Annotated in this window: 25 protein-coding genes; 17 read left to right on the forward strand and 8 right to left on the reverse strand. The window is 61.4% G+C overall.

What is annotated here, in order from left to right:
• Positions 1–50: 50 nt before the first annotated feature.
• Complete coding sequence (locus NA29_RS20020; protein ID WP_039400891.1) at positions 51–410, reverse strand: VOC family protein; 360 nt, start codon at positions 408–410, stop codon at positions 51–53.
• A 218-nt stretch (positions 411–628) separates the two neighbouring features.
• Here NA29_RS20020 and NA29_RS20025 point away from each other — a divergent pair, with 218 nt between their 5' ends.
• Together NA29_RS20025 and NA29_RS20030 are read left to right on the forward strand one after the other, a co-directional pair.
• Positions 629–1,150 carry a hypothetical protein gene (locus tag NA29_RS20025; protein WP_150777709.1) on the forward strand — a complete coding sequence of 174 codons (522 nt, stop codon included), beginning with the start codon at positions 629–631 and terminating at the stop codon, positions 1,148–1,150.
• 128 nt (positions 1,151–1,278) lie between these two features.
• Positions 1,279–1,458, forward strand: a complete 180-nt coding sequence (locus tag NA29_RS20030; protein ID WP_039400896.1) for a hypothetical protein — start codon at positions 1,279–1,281, stop codon at positions 1,456–1,458.
• 446 nt (positions 1,459–1,904) lie between these two features.
• On the opposite strand, the gene icd is transcribed toward NA29_RS20030, so the two are convergent.
• Positions 1,905–3,158, reverse strand: coding sequence for an NADP-dependent isocitrate dehydrogenase (icd, locus tag NA29_RS20040; protein ID WP_039400901.1), 1,254 nt, complete (start codon positions 3,156–3,158; stop codon positions 1,905–1,907).
• Between the two features lie 270 nt (positions 3,159–3,428).
• On the opposite strand from icd, the gene NA29_RS20045 reads away from it, so the two are divergent.
• From NA29_RS20045 to NA29_RS20060, 4 genes are all read left to right on the forward strand, one after another.
• The gene (locus tag NA29_RS20045; protein WP_039400904.1) at positions 3,429–4,019 is read left to right on the forward strand and encodes a pseudouridine synthase; all 591 of its coding nucleotides are present in this window, start codon (positions 3,429–3,431) and stop codon (positions 4,017–4,019) included.
• 52 nt (positions 4,020–4,071) lie between these two features.
• A complete protein-coding gene (locus NA29_RS20050; RefSeq protein WP_039400907.1) occupies positions 4,072–4,317 on the forward strand; it encodes a hypothetical protein in 246 nt (81 codons plus the stop codon).
• A gap of 127 nt (positions 4,318–4,444) precedes the next feature.
• Positions 4,445–4,654 (forward strand): hypothetical protein, encoded by a 210-nt coding sequence (locus NA29_RS20055; RefSeq protein WP_039400908.1) that lies wholly within the window; start codon positions 4,445–4,447, stop codon positions 4,652–4,654.
• A 203-nt stretch (positions 4,655–4,857) separates the two neighbouring features.
• The gene (locus NA29_RS20060) at positions 4,858–5,337 is read left to right on the forward strand and encodes a DUF192 domain-containing protein (RefSeq protein ID WP_052253083.1); all 480 of its coding nucleotides are present in this window, start codon (positions 4,858–4,860) and stop codon (positions 5,335–5,337) included.
• A 41-nt stretch (positions 5,338–5,378) separates the two neighbouring features.
• On the opposite strand, the gene NA29_RS20065 is transcribed toward NA29_RS20060, so the two are convergent.
• From NA29_RS20065 to xseA, 3 genes are all read right to left on the reverse strand, one after another.
• Positions 5,379–6,095, reverse strand: a complete 717-nt coding sequence (locus NA29_RS20065; RefSeq protein WP_052253084.1) for an HD-GYP domain-containing protein — start codon at positions 6,093–6,095, stop codon at positions 5,379–5,381.
• 450 nt (positions 6,096–6,545) lie between these two features.
• A complete protein-coding gene (gene sodB, locus NA29_RS20070) occupies positions 6,546–7,124 on the reverse strand; it encodes a superoxide dismutase [Fe] (protein WP_039400911.1) in 579 nt (192 codons plus the stop codon).
• Between the two features lie 202 nt (positions 7,125–7,326).
• Entirely contained in the window at positions 7,327–8,700 is a 1,374-nt protein-coding gene (gene xseA / locus NA29_RS20075) for an exodeoxyribonuclease VII large subunit (RefSeq protein ID WP_039400914.1), read from the reverse strand.
• Positions 8,701–9,147: 447 nt separating this feature from the next.
• Between xseA and NA29_RS20080 the strand changes: the two genes are divergently transcribed.
• From NA29_RS20080 to NA29_RS20115, 8 genes are all read left to right on the forward strand, one after another.
• Positions 9,148–9,762: a MotA/TolQ/ExbB proton channel family protein gene (locus NA29_RS20080; RefSeq protein WP_039400916.1), complete on the forward strand. Its 615-nt coding sequence runs from the start codon at positions 9,148–9,150 to the stop codon at positions 9,760–9,762.
• A gap of 15 nt (positions 9,763–9,777) precedes the next feature.
• Positions 9,778–10,239 (forward strand): ExbD/TolR family protein, encoded by a 462-nt coding sequence (locus NA29_RS20085; RefSeq protein WP_039400918.1) that lies wholly within the window; start codon positions 9,778–9,780, stop codon positions 10,237–10,239.
• Entirely contained in the window at positions 10,236–11,312 is a 1,077-nt protein-coding gene (lpxK, locus tag NA29_RS20090) for a tetraacyldisaccharide 4'-kinase (RefSeq protein ID WP_084103967.1), read from the forward strand. The genes NA29_RS20085 and lpxK overlap by 4 nt, the downstream gene beginning before the upstream one ends.
• The gene (locus NA29_RS20095; RefSeq protein ID WP_039400921.1) at positions 11,293–11,499 is read left to right on the forward strand and encodes a Trm112 family protein; all 207 of its coding nucleotides are present in this window, start codon (positions 11,293–11,295) and stop codon (positions 11,497–11,499) included. Before lpxK ends, NA29_RS20095 begins: the two co-directional genes overlap by 20 nt.
• A gap of 5 nt (positions 11,500–11,504) precedes the next feature.
• A complete protein-coding gene (gene kdsB, locus NA29_RS20100; protein WP_052253085.1) occupies positions 11,505–12,317 on the forward strand; it encodes a 3-deoxy-manno-octulosonate cytidylyltransferase in 813 nt (270 codons plus the stop codon).
• A gap of 261 nt (positions 12,318–12,578) precedes the next feature.
• Complete coding sequence (gene adk / locus NA29_RS20105) at positions 12,579–13,244, forward strand: adenylate kinase (RefSeq protein ID WP_039400923.1); 666 nt, start codon at positions 12,579–12,581, stop codon at positions 13,242–13,244.
• A 152-nt stretch (positions 13,245–13,396) separates the two neighbouring features.
• The gene (locus NA29_RS20110; protein ID WP_039400924.1) at positions 13,397–14,155 is read left to right on the forward strand and encodes an SDR family NAD(P)-dependent oxidoreductase; all 759 of its coding nucleotides are present in this window, start codon (positions 13,397–13,399) and stop codon (positions 14,153–14,155) included.
• Between the two features lie 200 nt (positions 14,156–14,355).
• Entirely contained in the window at positions 14,356–14,850 is a 495-nt protein-coding gene (locus NA29_RS20115) for an Mpo1 family 2-hydroxy fatty acid dioxygenase (RefSeq protein ID WP_039400927.1), read from the forward strand.
• A 114-nt stretch (positions 14,851–14,964) separates the two neighbouring features.
• Here the strand turns inward: NA29_RS20115 and NA29_RS20120 are convergent, their stop codons facing one another.
• A complete protein-coding gene (locus NA29_RS20120) occupies positions 14,965–15,831 on the reverse strand; it encodes a SirB1 family protein (protein WP_039400930.1) in 867 nt (288 codons plus the stop codon).
• A gap of 41 nt (positions 15,832–15,872) precedes the next feature.
• Positions 15,873–17,471: a murein biosynthesis integral membrane protein MurJ gene (murJ, locus tag NA29_RS20125; protein ID WP_442756988.1), complete on the reverse strand. Its 1,599-nt coding sequence runs from the start codon at positions 17,469–17,471 to the stop codon at positions 15,873–15,875.
• A gap of 134 nt (positions 17,472–17,605) precedes the next feature.
• On the opposite strand from murJ, the gene rpsT reads away from it, so the two are divergent.
• The gene (rpsT, locus tag NA29_RS20130) at positions 17,606–17,878 is read left to right on the forward strand and encodes a 30S ribosomal protein S20 (protein WP_039367301.1); all 273 of its coding nucleotides are present in this window, start codon (positions 17,606–17,608) and stop codon (positions 17,876–17,878) included.
• Between the two features lie 326 nt (positions 17,879–18,204).
• Here the strand turns inward: rpsT and NA29_RS20135 are convergent, their stop codons facing one another.
• Positions 18,205–18,519 (reverse strand): DUF3579 domain-containing protein, encoded by a 315-nt coding sequence (locus tag NA29_RS20135; protein ID WP_039400937.1) that lies wholly within the window; start codon positions 18,517–18,519, stop codon positions 18,205–18,207.
• A 364-nt stretch (positions 18,520–18,883) separates the two neighbouring features.
• Between NA29_RS20135 and argF the strand changes: the two genes are divergently transcribed.
• A complete protein-coding gene (gene argF, locus NA29_RS20140; protein ID WP_039404085.1) occupies positions 18,884–19,810 on the forward strand; it encodes an ornithine carbamoyltransferase in 927 nt (308 codons plus the stop codon).
• A gap of 387 nt (positions 19,811–20,197) precedes the next feature.
• Complete coding sequence (gene ppnP, locus NA29_RS20145) at positions 20,198–20,521, forward strand: pyrimidine/purine nucleoside phosphorylase (RefSeq protein WP_039400939.1); 324 nt, start codon at positions 20,198–20,200, stop codon at positions 20,519–20,521.
• Positions 20,522–20,647: the final 126 nt, after the last annotated feature.

The following is a 20,647-nucleotide window of genomic DNA, read 5'->3' on the forward strand; positions in this document are numbered from 1 at the left end:
GCCACGCCAACGCGCTATGCGTCCGGCGTCCCCGGTGATGCGAGCGCCATTTAGCGATGCGCGAGGATGTTGAGCAGACGTCCGAGCGGATCGCGGACGTAGAAACGCCGAACGCCCCACGGTTCGTCGGCGGGGCCGTATTCGATGGCGACGCCGGCTTCGCGCATACGTGCAAGCGCTTCGTCGACATCGTCCACTTCGATGGACAGATCCGGCACCGGTGTGCCGTTGCCGCCTTCGGTAGCGACGCTCATCTGCACGGACATCTTCGACGCATTGCCATACGTCGCAATCCAGCCGTGGTCCATCAGCAAATCTAGTCCCAGCAGTTCGCCGTAAAAGCGCTGCGCCGCTTGCAGCGCCTGTGGCGACGGCGCGGCAAGATTCGCAACAATGCGGTTGACCTTCATCTTCGTCCTCCCAGAGATAGTGCGGATTTCGGTGCCCGTCGTCGTCGGGTCAATGCTTGGCTGCTTGTCTTTGACAACGTTAAAAGCGTAGCACGCGACCTAGGATTGACCGCACCTTGCGTTGTCGCCGTCCGTGCACTGTAATGAAAGCGTCTGCCGACGCGGTTTTCGGGGAGGAGAACGCCCCTGCGCCGGCTGCCACGGGGGGTGGGAGATCCATGATGGACACCACCGGCAGGGCATTGCGTACATTGGGTACGTCGCGTGCGTCGCACATTCCGCACATTCGGCATATGCGACCGACGCGGCGCGGTCTGCACTGGCTGTGGAAAGCCGTGTGGATGACGTGTGCCCTTGGGGCGAGTGCGGCGAACGCCGAACCACCGAATTCCCCCTTTCCGCCGCCAACGCTGGAGGTGGAAGCTGCCGTCGGTCAGAAGGTCATGATCTGGGAGCAGACCAATCACAGCGTGCTGTGCCGCGACCTTGGCTCGCCGACCTTCGAACTCGACTCACGTCCCACGCTCGGCGAGGTCGCGCCCGAGTGGATCAGTTACGTCGTCCCGAAGGGTCAGCGATGCGAGGACATGAAGTTCTCGGGCATGATCGTCTGGTATCAGGCGGGCAACGTGCCGGGCACCGATGTCGTGACATGGCGCGTCGGCTTCCCCCGGGAATTTGGCAGTCACACACCCAACACAGGCGACCACCTCGTCACAACGCGCATCGTCATACGGTGATGCAGTCACCCACTTCGGGATTATTCGGATTTGCCAGGCGATTTGTAACGAATCGCTTGCACTCGACGTATTGGGCCGAAATAGAATTTCCTCCGTGCCCCCTGTCCTGTGCTCGCCCAGAAATCCCGATGATCAGACTCCCCTCCGAAACCCGAAAGAAACTCAAACATATTGCGAACTTTGCGCTGATTGGCGCCACGCTGACCGGCGTCGCCGTTGGCCGTACCGATCTTCCCTACGACCCACGCGACATCGTCGGCCTCATGACTGCGACACTCGCCGCGATCTGGATTTTCCGCCGACGGTGAGGCGATATGTGGCTGGATATTAAGTTCGACGCCAACTGGGTTGATTGCGGTGCCGCAATCAGTGGCATTTCTTATGTTGCGTGGCAAACGTGGCGAACTCGGCAACACGGCGTTCGCAGACCGATTGCGATTTCCCATGACTTCGCTTTTGGCGTCGCGTTTTTCCCCCAATTGCTCCTGCTGATCTGTGTGATGTCGTCGACCATCGTCGACGGACTCGTCAACGCGAGTCGTATCAGTTTGTGCGTCGCGGGGAGTTATGCGCTCGGAGCAATGTGGGACGCCCAATTTGTTGGCCGGTCCTGCCGCGATAGAAGAAGTGGCTAGCCACGCTCCCATCCTGCCGCCGCCTCCGACTTCATCCCGTAAAAAAACCCCTGACGCGCACCGCTGCGCCGGGGTTTGCGGAATTCATTGCAGGGCGACTCGCCCTCGCGATGGCGTCGTTACATGTTCTCGATCATCACTTCGCCGAATCCGGAGCACGACACCTGCGTGGCGCCTTCCATCAAGCGTGCAAAGTCGTACGTCACCTTCTTCGACAAAATCGATTTTTCCATCGACGCGATGATGCGGTCCGCAGCCTCCGTCCAGCCCATATGACGCAGCATCATTTCCGCCGACAGAATCTCCGAGCCAGGATTCACGTAATCCTTGCCCGCATACTTTGGCGCGGTACCGTGCGTCGCTTCGAACATCGCAACCGAATCGGAGAGGTTCGCGCCCGGCGCGATACCGATGCCACCGACCTGTGCGGCGAGTGCGTCGGAAATGTAATCGCCATTCAGGTTCAACGTGGCAATCACGTCGTACTCAGCGGGACGCAGCAGAATCTGTTGCAGGAAAGCGTCCGCAATCGAGTCCTTGATGGTGATCTCCTTGCCCGTCTTCGGATTCTTCACTTTGCACCACGGACCACCGTCGATCTCCGTCGCCGCAAACTCCTTTTTCGCGAGTTCGTATCCCCAGTCGCGGAACGCGCCTTCAGTGAACTTCATGATGTTGCCCTTGTGCACGAGCGTCACCGTGTCGCGGTTATTGTCGATCGCGTACTGAATCGCCTTGCGCACCAGACGTTCGGTGCCCTCGCGCGACACCGGCTTCACACCAATGCCCGACGTCTGCGGAAAGCGAATCTTGCTCACGCCCATCTCGTTCTGCAAGAACGCGATCAACTTCTTCGCGCCCGCCGATTCGGCTTCCCACTCGATGCCCGCATAGATGTCTTCCGAGTTCTCGCGGAAGATCACCATGTTGATCTTCTCCGGCTGACGCACTGGCGACGGCACGCCCTTGAAGTACTGCACCGGACGCAAACATACGTACAGATCGAGTTGCTGGCGCAGCGCCACATTGAGCGAGCGAATGCCGCCACCCACCGGCGTTGTCAACGGTCCCTTGATCGACACGACGTAGTCCTTCACGACCTGGAGCGTTTCGTCGGGCAGCCACACGTCCGGACCATAGATGCGTGTCGACTTCTCGCCCGCGTAGATCTCCATCCAACTGATCTTGCGCTTGCCGCCATAAGCCTTTTCCACCGCTGCGTCGACGACCTTGAGCATCACAGGCGTAATGTCCACGCCGGTGCCGTCACCTTCGATGTACGGGATGATCGGATTGTCCGGCACGTTCAGGGAGAAATCCTTGTTGACGGTGATCTTCTCGCCTGCCGGGACCTTGATGTGCTGATACGACATGGTGGTGCTCCAATTGGATGGATCGGAATGCGTGCATCAGATGGCTTGCGTCGGACAGCATGAGCGGCCGGTACGTACGCACCACGAACTGCATTGTGGTCGATACGTGAGCGCCCCTACGCAGCGCTGCCTTATTTTAGTCATAGCGCTCCGAAATGCGTGTGACACAAATCAAGTCTTATATAAGACATAAGAGTAGCGTTTTCGATTATGCATTAACATGTCGCCGCTGACCAGCTTCCTCAGGCATCACCCTCGCCATCACCCGGTATGACACTTCTCGCTCTCAATAAGCCCTTCGGTACGATCTGCCAGTTTTCGCCGCATCCGACGCGCCCGACGCTCGCCGAGTGCATCAATCTCCCGGACGTCTATCCGGCGGGCCGTCTCGACGCCGACAGCGAAGGCTTACTGCTGCTCACCGACGACGGCCGCTTGCAGGCACGTATCGCAGAGCCCGAGCGAAAGCTGCCCAAGACCTATTGGGCGCAGGTCGAAGGTGCGTACGACGAAGCGGCCGTGGCTCGCCTTCGTGGCGGCCTCGATCTGGGCGACTTCGTCACGCTGCCGTGCGAGGCGCGTGAAATCCCCGAGCCCGGGCACCTCTGGGCGCGCAATCCGCCGATCCGCTACCGCGCCAGCATTCCAACGCACTGGCTCGAAATCAAACTCGTCGAAGGCAAGAATCGTCAGGTCCGACGCATGACGGCGGCCGTCGGAAAACCGACACTTCGGCTCGTGCGCGTGGCCATCGGTCCGGTCGACGTCTTTTCGTTAAACCTCGCGCCCGGTCAGTGGTGCGAACTGCCGCAACAAATACTTACACTTTCCGGTCAACGCAGCCGTCGTTCTTCTCGTTGAGGGAACAGGTGCGCAACATACGCACCACTTACCGAAACGAGGAAACCAAGTCATGAACAAACTGCTGCTCGCACTGACCGCCGGCCTGATCGTGTCCGGTGCCGCGATGGCCCAACAATCGGCGCCTGCGACGGCGCCTGTCGCTCCGGCGGCGCCCGCAGCAGCAGCGCCTGCTACGGCGGCTCCGGCGGCTGACCATGCCACGCCGGCGAAGAAGACCACCAAGCACAAGAAGCATCACCACAAGAAGCACGCGAAGAAGCCGATGAGCCAACCGCCGGTCGGTAACAAGCCGTAATACTTGTCGTCGAAAAAATCCGCGAGTGGGTTGTCAACCAATGTCCCGACGGGACGTTAAAGGAGATGACTCACTTCGCGGGTCAACGAGTACACCATCCAAACATCGAGCTCCAACGAGGAATCTCATGAAAAAACTGATCGCTGCCCTGGTCGCTGGCCTGTTCGCAACGGGCGTGTTCGCCCAAGCTGCTGCTCCGGCTGCTGCCGACACGGCTGCTCCGGCTGCTGCTAGCAAGCCGGCTGCCAAGAAGAAGTCGTCGACCCACAAGAAGCACGCCAAGAAGTCGTCGAAGAAGGCTGCTGCTGCCGAAGCTCCGGCCGCTGCAAGCAAGTAAGTACCGCGTCGCGCAGCACGCCTGCGCAACGGACGGTAACAAGCAGGTTGCTCTTGCAACCTGCTTTTTTTTCGTCCGGCAGATACAATGAGCCGCTATCCGCTTGAGGCAAATTCGCCGGATTCCCGACGAATTTGCTGCGGAATTTCGACTGTCGTCCGACCGTATTCTTGACGTCCCCCCGATCTTCTCAGGAGTCTTTTGTGATCCGGATTTCGCGTCAACTGGCCGCGCTCGCCGCCAGCGCCACGTTCACCAGCATCGCCGCCGTCATGGCGCTCGCCCCGGCCAGCGCCGTCGCACAAATCAAGCAGCCCGGGGAATTCCCGACCGTGCAACTCTCGGCGGGCATGTATCTCATCAAGGCCGAAGTCGCTGCGAACGAGAAAGACCGCGAACAAGGCCTGATGTATCGCAAAGCCATGGCCGACAATGCGGGCATGCTCTTCGTGTTCGAGCAAAGCGCGGGGCATTGCTTCTGGATGAAGAACACCGATCTGCCGCTGTCCATCGCATTTCTTGCGGACGACGGCACGATCGTAAACATCGAAGACATGGAACCGCAGACGGAAGACAACCATTGCCCGCGTGCTGCTGTGCGATACGCGCTCGAGATGAACAAGGGCTGGTTTGCGAAGAAGAACATCAAAGCAGGTTCGAAGATCTCCAACCTGCCGCGCTGACCACTTCCATGCGAATACTTCATGCGGCGCGCCGGTAGTCGCTATCGCGCGCCGCTCGATATTTCCAGCGCCGCGTCGAGCGATTGCTCGAGGAATCGGTCCAGCAACCACGGATCGAAGTGACGTCCACGCTCGGCGAGCATCGCACTAACGATCTGCGCAGGACTTAACGCCGCACGATACGGACGATGACTGGCGAGTGCATCGAAAACATCGACCAGCGCCACAATGCGTCCGGCCAACGGAATGCGGTTGCCCGAAAGGCCGTAGGGATAGCCGGTGCCGTCGTAACGTTCGTGATGCGTGCACGCCACCGTGGCCGCCAACTCGCATGCGGCACCGCCGATGGCATTGAGCATCTCGGCCCCCAATTGCGGATGCATACGCATCGCCGACATCTCGTCGGGCGACAGCCTGCCCGGCTTCTCCAGAATCGAATTCGGAATGCAAAGCTTGCCGGTGTCATGCAGCGCCGCCGCCAACCCCAACGCCTGCGCCTTGACGGCGGACATCCCTAGCGCCTGAGCGAATCGCCATGTCAGCGCGCCGACGCGCCACATGTGTGTGGCCGTCCCGCCACGTTTGTGTTCGGCCAGACGAAAGAGCGTCCAGGCGGCGGGGGGCAGGCTGCGCATCAGATGCGGATCGGCGAGCCAGAAACGGGGCGGTGTGTCTTGAAACGCGTCGGCACATCGGGTGGCGATCGCGAAATGCGCAATGGCCGTGGCGGCCTCGCGCGATGGCGCAGGGTCTGGCATACGTTGTCCATTCGGATTGAAGGGTTCACTCTAACGAGGTGCCCGCGTACGAATGTTGACGTCGATCAAGCGCCGCGCAAAAACGTGTAATCCGGCGACCGTTGAAAACGAAGGGGGATATCTCGCGTGACGTCCGAAGGTCCGCGCATCGGCAGGGCAAGCGGGGGAGTTACGACGAGGAGACGACACTCACCGGCACAGCATCGCACAGCGAACGATGTGGCGCGTCAGCTACGTGAGACACCTGTGGCGTCTTGAATCGGCGAGAGACTGCGGAGTGAAACGACGGCAACCTGCGGCGGATCCGCCGAAGTCATGCTTTGATGTTGCAGATAGCGAGTTGAGGTTTGCCGGCGACGCCAGACGCTCGGGTTGGGCGTCTGACGTGCCCTTCAGCGAAGGCTCACTGAAGTCGACTCTGTGTCGGCCGGCAAATTCCGGGAACGTCGATTACGCGAAGTTCTTCGCGGCGAATTCCCAGTTGACGAGGTTCCAGAATGCCTCGACGAACTTCGGACGGGCATTGCGGTAGTCGATGTAGTAGGCGTGTTCCCACACGTCGATCGTGATCAGCGGCTTGTCGGCGCCGGTCAGCGGCGTGGCAGCGTTGCTGGTGTTCACGATGTCGACCGAACCGTCGGCCTTCTTCACGAGCCACGTCCAGCCCGAGCCGAAGTTGCCCACGGCCGACTTCGAGAACGTTTCCTTGAATGCGTCGAACGAGCCGAACTTGGCGTCGATGGCCTTGGCCAGATCGCCGGTCGGCGCACCGCCGCCGTTCGGCGACAGCGTGTTCCAGAAGAAGGTGTGGTTCCACACCTGCGCTGCGTTGTTGAACACGCCGCCCGACGACTTCTTGATGATGTCTTCGAGGCTGGCGTTTTCGAATTCGGTGCCCTTGATCAGGTTGTTCAAGTTGGTCACATAGGCTTGGTGGTGCTTGCCGTAGTGATACTCCATCGTTTCCTTGGAGATGGTCGGCGCCAGTGCATCGATGGCGTACGGCAGTTCAGGGAGCTTGTGTTCCATGGCAATTGTCCTTTGTGCTCTGAGGGGAACCCGATTTTGCGTTATCCGGAGCCATCGATTCTAGGGCAGATGCGAAAACCCCGCAAACCCAACGGGTACTTGGTTTGCCGCACTGTGACTTATCAATGTGACGATTGTTTGCCGATCCCGGCTAATCGACGCACGATGCCTGCGATTGGCCAGCTTTGCAGAACCGCGCCAACTAAAAAGTATCGTCTAGCCTGACCTGGACATCACCAATGCCCACGTCGGCCGCCCCGTCTGCAAGATGCATGGTCACTTGCTGACCCCGCTGGAGTTTTCGAGGGTCCCGCAACGGCAGGCCCTTCGCATCGAGGACTGCGGCATATCCGCGTTGCAAGGTGCGGCGCGGATTGAGCAGCTCAAGTTGCGCAGTGGCGTCGGCCAGGCGTTGCGTCGAGCGCTCGGCACGGCGCGACATGGCCGTCTGAAGACGTTGTTCGAGCAATGCCACACGCTCATGTTGCGACGCGACATCCGGCACAGCCCGCGCATGGCGCAGACGCAACATCTCGAATCGGCTGCGACGCTGGGCCAGCGGGCGCTCGAGGGCGTGGCGCATACGATCGGCCAGATGCGCCAGTTCCCCGCGCTGGCGCGCCAGGCGCTCGCGCGGCGAGACCATCGCACGCGACAGGCTGTCGAGTTGCTGGGCGCGCTGCTCGAGCGTGCGACGCATTGCACGACTCAGGCGCTGGCGCTCCCGATCAACCTCGCGCAGGCACTCGTCGCGCGCCGCCGAGATCAGTTCGGCCGCCGCCGTGGGCGTGGGCGCACGCACGTCCGCCACAAAGTCGGCAATCGTGAAATCGGTTTCGTGCCCGACGCCGGAGACCACCGGCAGTTCGCTGCGCGCGATAGCGTGCGCCAGCACTTCTTCGTTGAACGCCCAAAGATCCTCGATGGAACCGCCGCCCCGGCACAACAGCAGGGTGTCGACTTCGCGGCGCGCATTGGCCGTATCGAGCGCCGCTGCGAGCTTTGTGGCGGCGTCCGCCCCCTGTACGGGCGCGGGATAAATGACGACGCTCACGTGCGGGGCGCGACGTGCAAGCGTTGTCAGCACGTCACGCAGCGCGGCCGCCTGCAACGACGTGACGACGCCCACGCGACGGGCATAACGCGGCAATTCACGCTTGCGCCCGGCGTCGAACAACCCGGCAGCGGCGAGTTTTTCCTTCAGCCGCAGGAACGCCTCATAGAGATTGCCCTGCCCCGCGCGCCGGATCGCTTCGACGTTGAGTTGCACCTCGCCGCGCGGCACATACATGGAGAGCAAGGCACGCACCTCGACGCGATCGCCCTCCTTCGGTGAGAAATCCGCATGCTGCGCGCGACCGCGGAACATCACACAGCGCATTTGCGCCTGTGCGTCCTTGATCGAGAAATACCAATGGCCACTAGCGGCACGCGTGAAGTTGGAAATCTCGCCGCTGACCCACGCCAACGGGAAACTCCGCTCCAGCACGCCGGCAACGGCCTTGTTCAAATCCGAAACACTGAGTACGCGATCCGCACCACCGGTGGGCCTGGCGTCGTCGAAAGATAGGTTCATGCGTGTGCGCTGACGAAAAACTGTCCACAGGCCCGCTAATTTAAGGGTTTTCTCGCCCGGATGCCCGACAATTCCTACGCACCGGGCGCAAACCCTTGATTTATCGGGCTTTGCGGGGGGCTTCCCCGGCGTAAAAAGGCATGTTTGCGTGACACACGACAAGATATATCTTCAGAGGCCGACATGTACACATAGTTATCCACAGGCTGACGAGGAAATCTTGGGATTTGTGAACTTGCGGAGGTGTTCATTTCTGAAACAGCTCATTGCCCATTTTTTCATCACGAACTAAAAAGTTCCACCGCGTCAAAGAGTTGCTGAGAGTATCCAAAGGTTGTCCACATCCTTGTGCTCGTCCGGTGTGGAAAACGGTGCTTGCCCATCCCCCCCCTGCACGCTACAGTTCGGACTCGTTTGCCCATCCCCCGCAACAAGCAAGAGGTCTCTTTGTTCGCCGTCATCCAGGCCGCCGGCTGGCCCATCTGGCCACTTCTCATCGCTTCCGTCATTGCCCTCGCCCTGATCGTCGAGCGCGCCCTGTCGCTTCGCCGCGCACGCGTGCTGCCGACCGGCGTACTCGAAAACGCGATTACGCTCGCGCGCCGTGGCGCTGCCAAGCAAGACGCCACCGAAGCACTGGCGCGCGGCTCCATGCTGGGTCGAGTGCTCGCGACCGGCGTGCGTTACGTCGCCCACAATCCGCAGGGCCCGCGCGAGGGCGCAAAAGAGGCGCTGGAAGAAACGGGACGTGCCGTCGCCCATGAACTGGAGCGCTTTCTGCCCGCGCTGGGCACCATTGCCTCGGTCGCCCCGCTCATGGGTCTGTTCGGCACGGTGATCGGCATGATCGAAATCTTCGGTGCGCAGGACGCAACGGGCACCGATCCGGCTCAACTGGCGCACGGCATCTCCGTTGCGCTCTACAACACCGGCTTCGGGCTGATGATCGCGATTCCGGCGATGATCTTCTATCGGTACTACCGCACCCGCGTCGACGCCTTCCTCGTCGAACTCGAAACGCAGGCGGTCCATTTTCTCGATGCCACGCTGCCGCGGCACTGATTCGAGAGACATGCGATGAATTTCCGTCGAGGTCTCTCCACGCGCGATGAACCGGAGATCAATCTGATCCCGCTCATTGATGTGCTGCTCGTCATCCTGATTTTTCTGATGGTCACGACGACCTACACGCGCTACACCGCGCTCAAGGTCAATCTGCCCACGGCGGATGCGGAAAAAGCGGTCGTGCCGCCGCGTCAGATTGTCGTTTCGGTAGGTGCCGACGGCAGCTACGCGATCGACCGGCATGCGCTGGCACAACGCGACGTTGCCAGTCTGACGGCCGCGCTGCGTCAGGCCGCCGGTCCCGCCAATACCGGCGCGGAGCCACCGGTAATCATCATCAACGCCGACGCGAAGAGCGCGCATCAGTCCGTCATCAATGTGATGGAGGCCGCGCGAGAGGCCGGATTGTCGCGTCTGACCTTCGCCGCCCGTTCGACGACGGCGCACGGCGCAACTGCGCAACCGTCCCGATGACACGACAAACGTCGCGACAGACGGACTCCACGAAGGGTGCACGCGCACGCGCCCTCGTACCTCGCCTGTCTGGCTCACTGGTCCATTGGGTCACGGCCCAGTGGCAACGCCGGGGGCTCGTCGCCTGGCTACTGTGGCCATTCTCATGGATCTTCGGCGGCATCGCGGCGTGGCGGCGCATCGGCTTTCGCCGCGGCTGGAAAACGTCGACACGACTTCCAGTCCCGGTCGTCGTGGTCGGCAATCTGACGGTAGGCGGTACCGGCAAAACGCCGACCGTCATCGCACTGGTCGGCGCGTTGCGTGAACACGGTTACAGGCCCGGCGTGCTTTCGCGAGGTTACGGGGCAAAACTGACCCGGCCGACGGAAGTCGCGCAGACGGCACGCCCGGAAGCCGTAGGTGACGAACCACTGCTGATCGCGAAACGGACCGGCGCGCCCGTGTGGGTCTGGCCGTCGCGCGTGGAAGGCGGTCAGGCCTTACTGGCGGCGCATCCCGAATGCGACGTCATCGTCTGCGACGATGGTCTTCAGCATTACGCCCTCGCACGCGACATCGAAATCGCTGTCTTCGATCATCGGCTCGGTGGCAACGGCTTTCTGCTGCCAGCGGGGCCGCTGCGCGAACCGTTGTCGCGGCAACGCGACGTGAACCTCATTAACGATCCGTATGGCCGAACGCTGCCGGACTGGCCTCATACGTGGCGCCTGACGTTGACGTTGGGCGACGCGTGGTGCGTGAGCCAGCCGTCGCTCACCCGCGCGCTGTCTCACTTTGCGGGCAAGCGCGTGCTGGCAGCCGCCGGCATCGGTGCACCGGAGCGGTTCTTCGCGGCATTGCGCGCAGCGGGGTTGCAGATCGAGACGCTGGCGCTGCCCGATCATTACGACTTTGCGACTAATCCGTTCGACGGCGTGGCTGCGGACGCCATCCTGATCACCGAAAAGGATGCAGTAAAATGCGTCACCTGGTCCGACCCGCGTGTGTGGGCCGTACCTGCCGAGGCAGCGCTCGATGCGCGCCTCGTATCACTGGTAGTGGAGAAATTGCGTGGACAACCGACTGTTTGAGATTCTCGTCTGCCCGTTGTGCAAGGGCCCGCTGGAGCTGGATAAAAAGGCCCAGGAGCTGATTTGCCATGCAGACAAGCTCGCTTATCCGATTCGTGACGGCATTCCCGTCATGCTGGCCGACGAAGCGCGTCAGTCCGTCGAAGGCACGCCCGTTCCGATGAACGACGACAAGTCCGCATCGTGAGCGAAATGACGTTGCGCCCCGGCACCCAGGGCGTCGCTGCCGCCGCCACCGACTTTGTCGCCGTGGTGCCCGCACGCCTTGCGTCGACGCGTCTGCCCAATAAGCCGCTCGCCGATATCGGCGGCAAGCCGATGGTCGTGCGCGTTGCCGAACGTGCGCGCGAATCGGGCGCGCGTCAGGTCGTCGTGGCGACCGACGCACAGAGCGTCGTCGATGCGGTATCTGCCCACGGTTTCGACGTGGTGCTCACGCGTGCGGACCACCCGACGGGCACAGACCGTCTGGCCGAGGTCGCTGTGGCGCAGGGCTGGCCGGACGACACCATCGTCGTCAACGTGCAGGGCGACGAGCCGCTGATCGATCCGCGTCTGGTGCACGCCGTCGCGGCCCATCTGGCCGAACACCCCGAATGCGCGCTGTCTACCGCCGCGCATCCGATTACCGACAACGCGGAGATCTTCTCGCCGAACGTCGTCAAGGTCGTGCTCGATGCACATGGCCGCGCGCTCTATTTCTCACGTGCGCCGATTCCGTGGTCGCGTGACGCTTGGTCCGCCGGACTCACGAGCGTCGCAACGTTGCCCGCCGCCACGACGTCGGTCTTTCGTCACATCGGCCTGTACGCCTATCGCGCCAAGTTCTTGCGCAGCTACCCGAGCTTGCCGCAAGCCCCCATCGAGACGGCTGAATCGCTGGAGCAGTTGCGTGCGCTCTGGCATGGCGAGCGTATTGCCGTACTCGTGACGGACGACGCGCCGCTGCCGGGCGTCGACACGGCAGAAGACCTCGAACGCGTACGCGCATTGCTGAAAAACTGACGTCGACACGCGTCCCGGAAATCGCACCGACGCGACACCGGGCCGTCTGCAAAACGCCGACGGGCGGGCATGACGTGGCATAATCGCTCTGATTCTCGCGAGCAGACCCCCCGGTCGCGCGCGTCGCGCACTGCCGGGCGCGATGTCTGCGCGTAGCGCGGTTTGCCGGTCACAGGACCCGCAACCGCCGCAGAGCACCGGAGACGCACCTGCCTGCCGCACGCACAGCATTCACAAATCACAAACTTTCAGGAGTCATCGATGCGTCTGATTTTGTTGGGGGCACCCGGGGCCGGCAAAGGCACCCAAGCCACTTTCATCAAAGAAAAATTCGGCATCCCGCAAATCTCGACCGGCGACATGCTGCGCGCCGCGATCAAGGAAGGCACGCAACTCGGCCTTGAAGCCAAGCGCTTCATGGATGCAGGCGATCTGGTGCCGGACGGCGTCATCATCGGCATGGTCAAGGAACGTCTGACAGCCGACGATTGCAAGAACGGTTATCTGTTCGACGGTTTCCCGCGCACCATCGCGCAAGCGGAAGCCATGAAGGAAGCCGGCGTCGCCATCGACTTCGTCCTCGAAATCGACGTGCCGTTCGAGGAAATCATCACCCGCATGAGCGGTCGTCGTACGCACCCGGCATCGGGCCGCACGTACCACGTCAAGTTCAATCCGCCGAAGGTCGAAGGCGTCGACGACGTGACCGGCGAGCCGCTCGTCCAGCGTGACGACGACAAGGAAGAAACGGTCAAGAAGCGCCTCGCAGTGTATGAGTCGCAGACCAAGCCGCTGGTCGCCTACTATTCGGACTGGGCCAAGCACGGCAGCCCCGGTGCGATCGTCGACGCACCGCAGTACCGCAAGATCTCGGGCCAGGGCAGCGTGGATGAAATCCGCGAGCGCGCGTTCGACGCACTGAAGTAAGGCGACCGGGTCCATCGGTCGATGCCGCCCCGCGATTCCGTGTTGTTCGCAACGCGCGCGGTCCGGCAAGGGGTTATGCCCCGTCAGTAACGCCACAGAAGAAGGCGGCCAGTTCAGACTGCGCCGCCTTTTTTGCCAATGGAGGATGACGCATGGAAATTCAGGGCAATGTGTTTCTGATCACCGGTGGCGCCTCAGGGCTCGGCGCGGCAGCGGCGCGCTGGCTTGCAGGGCTTGGTGCGAAAGTCGTACTCGCCGATGTGAATGTCGACGAAGGCGAAGCGCTCGCCGAGAAGCTCGGGGGCAAGTTCGTGAAATGCGACGTCACCCGGGAAGACGACGGCAAGGCCGCTGTGGCAGCCGCGCAGGCACTTGGCACGTTGCGCGGGCTCGTCAATTGCGCGGGCATCGCCATCGGCAGCAAGACGGTCGGGCGCGATGGCCCCCATCCGCTCGACGCCTTTTCGCGCGTCATCCAGATCAATCTGATCGGCACCTTCAACATGATTCGGCTCGCGGCTACCGCTATGAGTCAGGAAGAGCCGAACGGCGAAGGCGAGCGCGGCGTGATCGTCAATACGGCGTCGGTTGCCGCTTACGATGGTCAGATGGGACAGGCCGCCTACGCGGCATCGAAAGGCGGCGTGGCAAGCCTGACGCTGCCGGTCGCGCGGGATCTCTCGCGCAGCGGCATTCGCGTGATGACCATCGCGCCGGGCATTTTCGAAACGCCGATGATGCTCGCCATGCCCGCCGAAGTGCAGGCGTCTCTCGGACAGATGGTGCCGTTTCCGCCACGACTCGGCCGACCTGCCGAATACGCGATGCTGGTCGAACAGATCGTGCGCAACCCGATGCTGAACGGCGAAGTGATTCGCCTGGACGGCGCGATTCGCATGCAGCCGAAATAGCGCGTCAGCGGCCGACAACACGCAGGCAATGGTGCGAACGGCGCGCTACGGGCACTTTGTCGCAGCGCACCAAAAAGTCGTTCGGACTATGACTACAATGGAATGCCGGACGCAGAGTGCGGTCGGCTCAAGACACCGGCTTTCATGCTCCAGCCGGTGCTCAGATGTTCCCCCGTCGTCCCCCGAGGCAGGAGGCTGGCATGAAATCACTGGCGCAACAGATGTCGTTCTATCAGCGCTATCACCGCAGTCCCAAGAATCGTCTCACGCATTTCTTCGGCGTTCCCATGATCATCCTCGCGGTGATGCAGGCGTTCTCGTGGGTGCCACTTGGCCCCAGCGGCCTGAACGCGACGCATGTGATCGTGCTGGTCCTGCTGATGTACTACTTCCTGCTCGATGTTCCGCTCGCCCTTGCCATGACGGCGTTCTTCGCCGTGTTGCTGGCGCTCACGCAACATCTGGCGAAGCTGCCATGGCCGTGGGCGCTGGCCGTCTTCGGCGTGCTGTTCGTCGGCGGCTGGATCGTGCAACTGATCGGCCACCATTACGAAGGCCGCAAGCCCGCCCTGCTCGATAACATCTTCCAGATTTTTATCGCCCCGATGTTCCTCATGGCCGAAGTGTTCTTCCATTTCGGGTACAAGTCGGGGCTCAAGCGCGAAGTGCAGGAGCTGTCGATGCAGTCGGTGTAATCGGTGTAGTCGGTGTAGTGGGTCCACGCCGCGCACAGGGCGACGCCCGATGTCAAAACGCCAGCCGGTGAATGCGGCTGGCGTTTTTTTGTGGCTGACGCTGTGGGGCGAAACTTACCCGTGGCTGCCCGGACGGCGACTCAGGTCGTCGAGCACCTGACGAATCGCATCGGCGTCATCCGCTTCGGGACGCTTGCCCAGATACCACTCCAGATCGTCCTGCGCCGGACGAACCAGACCCAGACGCGCATACGCCAGCCCGCGATCACGCTTCTCGATAGGCTGGTCGGGTAGCACGAGCACCATACGCTCCTGCACCGCCAGCAACCGCTCCCACCGCTCGTTCTGGGTATAGATGGCCCGCAGATTGCGAAGCATGCGCGCCAGAATTTCGCGCGGCGTCGCTGGCTCCAGGAACGGGTGCAGCAACGCCCACAATGCCAGTTCCTGAATCGGCTCGGCGCTTTCGTCGCGATAGTGCTTCAGATACGGCTCGACCATTTCGAGCAGGCGTTGCGGCGAAAGAGAATTGCCCGAAATGGGGTCGATGACAACGTCGCCTGCGGGGACCGCGAGACGCAGCAAGAAGTGCCCCGGGAACGAGAGACCGCGCAACGGCAGCCCGATCTGATGACCGATCTCCATGCACAGCACAGCGAGCGAAATCGGAATGCCGCGACGTCGATCCAGCACCACATGCAGGTGGCTGTTATCCGGATCGTAATAGTCGTTCTGATTGACGGTGAAACCGAGTTCGCGGAAGAAGAAGTGATCGAGCAGTTGCAGCTTTTGCAACGGCCCGGCGTCCGGCGGCAGACGCTTGGCCAGACGTGCGGCCAGCGCATCGATCTGGGTGAGCGTGTCCTGCACGTCGAGATCGGGATAGACGTCCTGCGCGATGGCGATGGCCGCTTCGGTCAACGGCAGGCCGTCGTCGGACGCAACCAGCGCAGCAAAATACTCCAGAATTCGATTCGCCATGCGGTATCCGTGAGTTCCGCCGCGACCGGCCCGTCAGTGGATCACGAACGGGTGCGTCGACGGAAGAACGAGAAGTTGAAACCCATGAGGAATAATGCCCCGAAATACACCACGGCGCATAGCACCAGACTCGCACCGAGCAAGGCAATGCGCGCCAGCGGACGTGCCCCCAGGGCGACCCAGTCGAAACTCTGCGTGAACCACAGCAGCACGCCCGCCAGGATCAGACACGCCGCCAGAAGCTGGACGAAGAACAGACGCCACCCCGCCGCTGGCCGGTAAATGCCACGCTTATAGAGTCCCGCGAAAAGCAGCGCGGCGTTCATGCATGCGCCAACGCCGATCGACAGCGACAACCCTGCATGGGCGAACCAACGCACGAAAAGTACGTTCGAGAGCTGCGTGGCAATCAGTACCACGATGGCAATCTTCACCGGCGTCTTGATGTCCTGCTTGGCGTAGAAGCCCGGCGCGAGAATCTTGATGAGGATCAGACCGACGAGGCCGACGCCGTAGGCGGTGAGCGCGTGCGCCGTCATCACGACGTCGGTCGCATCGAAGCGTCCGTACTGATACAGGGTCGCGGTGAGCGGCTCGGCGTAGACGAACAGGCCAACGGCGCTGGGCATTGCCAGCAAGAAGGTCAGACGCAGCCCCCAGTCCAGCAATGCGGAATACTCGGCGGGATCGTCATCGGCATGCGCGCGTGCCAGGCTCGGCAACAGAATCGTGCCCAGCGCTACGCCCAGCAGCGCCGTCGGAAACTCCATCAGACGGTCGGCGTACGCCAGCCACGACACGCTGCCCTGCGCCAGTCGCGAGGCAATGTTCGTATTGATGATCAGGCTGACCTGAGCGACCGACACGGCGAGCGTGGCTGGCACCATCTTCGCGAGCACCCGCTTGACGCCCGCGTTGCGAAGCGCCGCCACAATATTGATCGTAATGCGGGGCAACATGCCGATGCGAGCGAGTGCGGGGAGCTGGATGACCAGTTGCAGCACGCCGCCCACGATCACGGCATACGCGAGTGCGTAGACGGGGGTCTCCAGATGCGGCGCCACCCAAAGCGACGCCACGATCGAGCTGACGTTGAGCAGCACCGGCGCAAACGCGGGCATCGAGAACTGACGCCACGTATTGAGCACGCCCGCAGCGAGCGTCGTGATCGAGATCAGGGTGATATAGGGGAACATCACGCGCGTCATGAAGACGGCGGCGTCGAACGTGCCGTTTTCGCGCGACAGACCCGTTGCCACGGCGTAGACCACGCCTGACGCGCCGAGTACCCCGGCAATCGTGATGGACAGGAGCACCCAGAAAAGCACCGTCGTCACGGAATCGACGAGCGTTTTCGTCTCTTCTTCGCTACGTTGCGATTTGAATTCGGCCAGAATTGGGACGAATGCCTGCGAAAACGCCCCTTCAGCGGACAGGCGGCGCAGCAGATTGGGAATGCGGAACGCCACGTTGTAGGCGTCGGTCATGGGACCGGCGCCAAACATGCGCGCGATAAGAATTTCACGAATCAGTCCGGTGATGCGCGAAAGCATCGTAAAACCGCTGACCGTAGCGAGAGCTTTGAGCAAATTCATGTTGCGCGTATTATACGCACAGCATTGCAGCAAAGAAGTTGCAATTTCCGTTGGGCTTCGGCTATAATCGTCGGTTTCGAAGTCAATGGATTGCTTCCTGGCCACCGTGTCTCCCAGGGAGCCGAGCCAAACTGCATAGAAGCCGCATCAGGCGGAGCAATTCAAGGAATTCACAGAACATGGCAAATACCGCACAAGCACGCAAGCGCGCGCGTCAAACCGTTAAGATCAACGCCCACAACTCGGCGCTGCGTTCGCGTCTGCGCACGGCTGTGAAGGCTGTTCGCAAGGCTATCGCCGCTGGCGATCAAGCCGCTGCCAAGGAAGTGCTGCGCACTTCGGCAAAGACGATCGACATCATCGCTGACAAGAAGATCGTTCACAAGAACACCGCTGCTCGTCAAAAGAGCCGCCTGTCGGCCGCCATCAAGGCGATGTCGGCTGCTGCCTAAGCTAGATATCAGCTAGACCGACGCTAGACGTTGGTCAGCGATAAAACAGCTTAGCTGCAAAGCACTACAAGTTGCTTGCCGGTTCCGACTACGGTCGGAACACTAAAAAGCCCGCTTTATGCGGGCTTTTTTCTATTCTGCGCTTATCAGCCCCCCGTTACGCGATACAAAACACGCAACACTGCCGAGCGCATCGAGCACCACACGCGACAAACAGAAGACAACCGGGAAGGGAACGTACCGGAACAGCGGAGATGTGACGAAGCGACGGTGAGTAGGGCCAAAGGCCCGGCACTCACGTCTGGCCGACAACGGCCAAGGGGGATTTATTTGACGTCGGGAACGAAGCAGGCTTCCGTCATTTGCAGCCCGTTGTCACGCGCAAAACTCATCACGAAATCGAACATTCGCGGCTCGATATCGCGCAGTCGCTCATCGACAACGACGCACTTGACGTCACCCACCATCGTCGGACGCACGTAGGGGGAGTACTGCATGTATGCGTTCGGGCCAGAATTGCTTCGGCCGCAGAACGACACGGCGCCGCACAGACGCTCCGCCCAGTCACTCGGACGAAACTTCTTGCCATCCAGAGTCAGCCCCTGAATGAAATACTCGCGCGCGGAAACCTGGTCGGTCATATCGCTCAATCACCTCAAAAAACACCTGGACAGCCGTACGCGGGTAGCGTGGCCGACAGAGTCAGTATTATATCTTATATAAGACTGGAACCTGTCCCCCCACCATTGCTGCGGATGTTTTTTTCGGTCTTGCCAGCCGTTTTTGGCTGTGCAGCAGCGGGCTTGATCATACGCTTTTCGTGTGACGACAAAACGATTTGGTAGACTACGGGCTGTCCGCCCTAAAGCCAGTACCGGTAGAGCACCTTCACGGGCCTGACCGGGGGGACAGGCCTCAAGGCTTGTTCGTCGTGCCGAACGCGTTCGAGTTCCCAGCAAATCCGCGGTGAACGCACGCGGGATCGGCCTCCAGCAGAACATCCAAATGACCACCGCCAAACCCATCAAGCATTACCTTCAGTTTTCGGATCTGACGCTCGACGAGTATGACTACGTGCTCGAGCGCACCCGCATCCTCAAGAAGAAATTCAAAAACTACGAGACTTACCATCCGCTGCACGACCGCACGCTGGCGATGATCTTCGAGAAGAGCTCGACCCGCACGCGTCTGTCGTTCGAGGCCGGTATTCACCAGCTGGGCGGTCACGCCGTGTTTCTGAACACCCGCGATACGCAGCTCGGTCGCGGCGAGCCGATCGAAGACGCCGCCCAGGTGATCTCGCGCATGACCGACATCATCATGATCCGCACGTTCGGTCAGGAGATCATCGAGCGCTTCGCCCAGCATTCGCGTGTTCCGGTCATCAACGGCCTGACCAACGAATACCACCCGTGTCAGGTGCTGGCGGACATCTTCACGTATTACGAGCATCGCGGCCCGATCAAGGGCAAGACGGTCACGTGGATCGGCGACGCCAACAACATGTCCTACACGTGGATTCAGGCCGCCGAGATCTTCGGCTTCCAGTTCAATATCTCGACGCCGCCGGGCTACCGCCTCGATCAGGCGATGGTGGCCGAATCGAGCCGCCCGTTCGTGCGTGAGTTCGACGATCCGCGCGCCGCTTGCGAAGGGGCCGACCTCGTGTCGACGGACGTATGGACGAGCATGGGTTACGAAGCGGAAAACGAGGCACGCAAGGCCGCGTTCGCTCAATGGTGCGTGAACGCCGACCTGATGCAGCGCGCAAAGTCCGATGCCCTCTTCATGCACTGCCTGCCCGCCCATCGTGGCGAAGAAGTCTCGGCGGATGTCATTGACGGTGCGCAAAGCGTTGTCTGGGACGAAGCTGAGAACCGTCTGCACGTGCAGAAGGCGCTTATGGAGTTCCTGATGCTGGGCCGCGTCTGACGCCTATAGCGCATCTGACGTACCGAATGCAGATCAGCCGGGGCACCCTGCCCGGCCACGCCGCCCGGACTGGCGCAATGCCGTCCGGGCGGTTTTCGTTACACCGCCGCGACTAACGTTCCGCTATCATCGCTGACGCGCGCCGTCAGCCATTCTCGTGACGCCACGCGCTTCATCGCGGCACGGCACAGCGCGCCCCGCCCATCGGATCATTTCGGAATTTGCACTGACCTGCACTACATCGGTGCAATTCCGTTGTGCATCGCACAAAATGCAGCCGGGTGGACGCTCGAAACGTGCTAGCATGAATTCACGCCTGGCCCTGACCGGCCTGGCATATTGACTCTCCATCGCGGCATTCGCTCGCATTCGACACAGCATTCGGTCATGACGCAAATTGCAACTCAGTTCGACAACGTTTCCGTAATCAAGCGTGCCAACACGTACTTCGACGGCAAGTGCGTTTCGCACACCGTCCTGTTCCCGGACGGCACGCGCAAGACGCTGGGTGTGATTTTCCCGGCCACGCTCCAGTTCGGTACCGATGCGCCTGAGATCATGGAAGTCACGGGCGGCCGCTGCCGCATCCGTCTGGCAGGTCAGACCGAGTGGCAAGAATACGCTGCAGGTCAGGAATTCTCCGTGCCAGGCAATAGCAAGTTCGATATCGAGGTCGTGGAGACACTCGATTACGTTTGCCATTACGGCTAACCGTCCGGCCAGCATCGCGACGGCGCGGACTCTCCCGCGCCATCGCCCTCTCGGCCGGTTCAGCGCGGCCCGGCGCCGCTTCCCACTATGTCGCGACTGCCTCCCGAATCGGCCGACCACGCTGCC

It is taken from the genome of Pandoraea sputorum (assembly GCF_000814845.2).
Classification (GTDB): domain Bacteria; phylum Pseudomonadota; class Gammaproteobacteria; order Burkholderiales; family Burkholderiaceae; genus Pandoraea; species Pandoraea sputorum.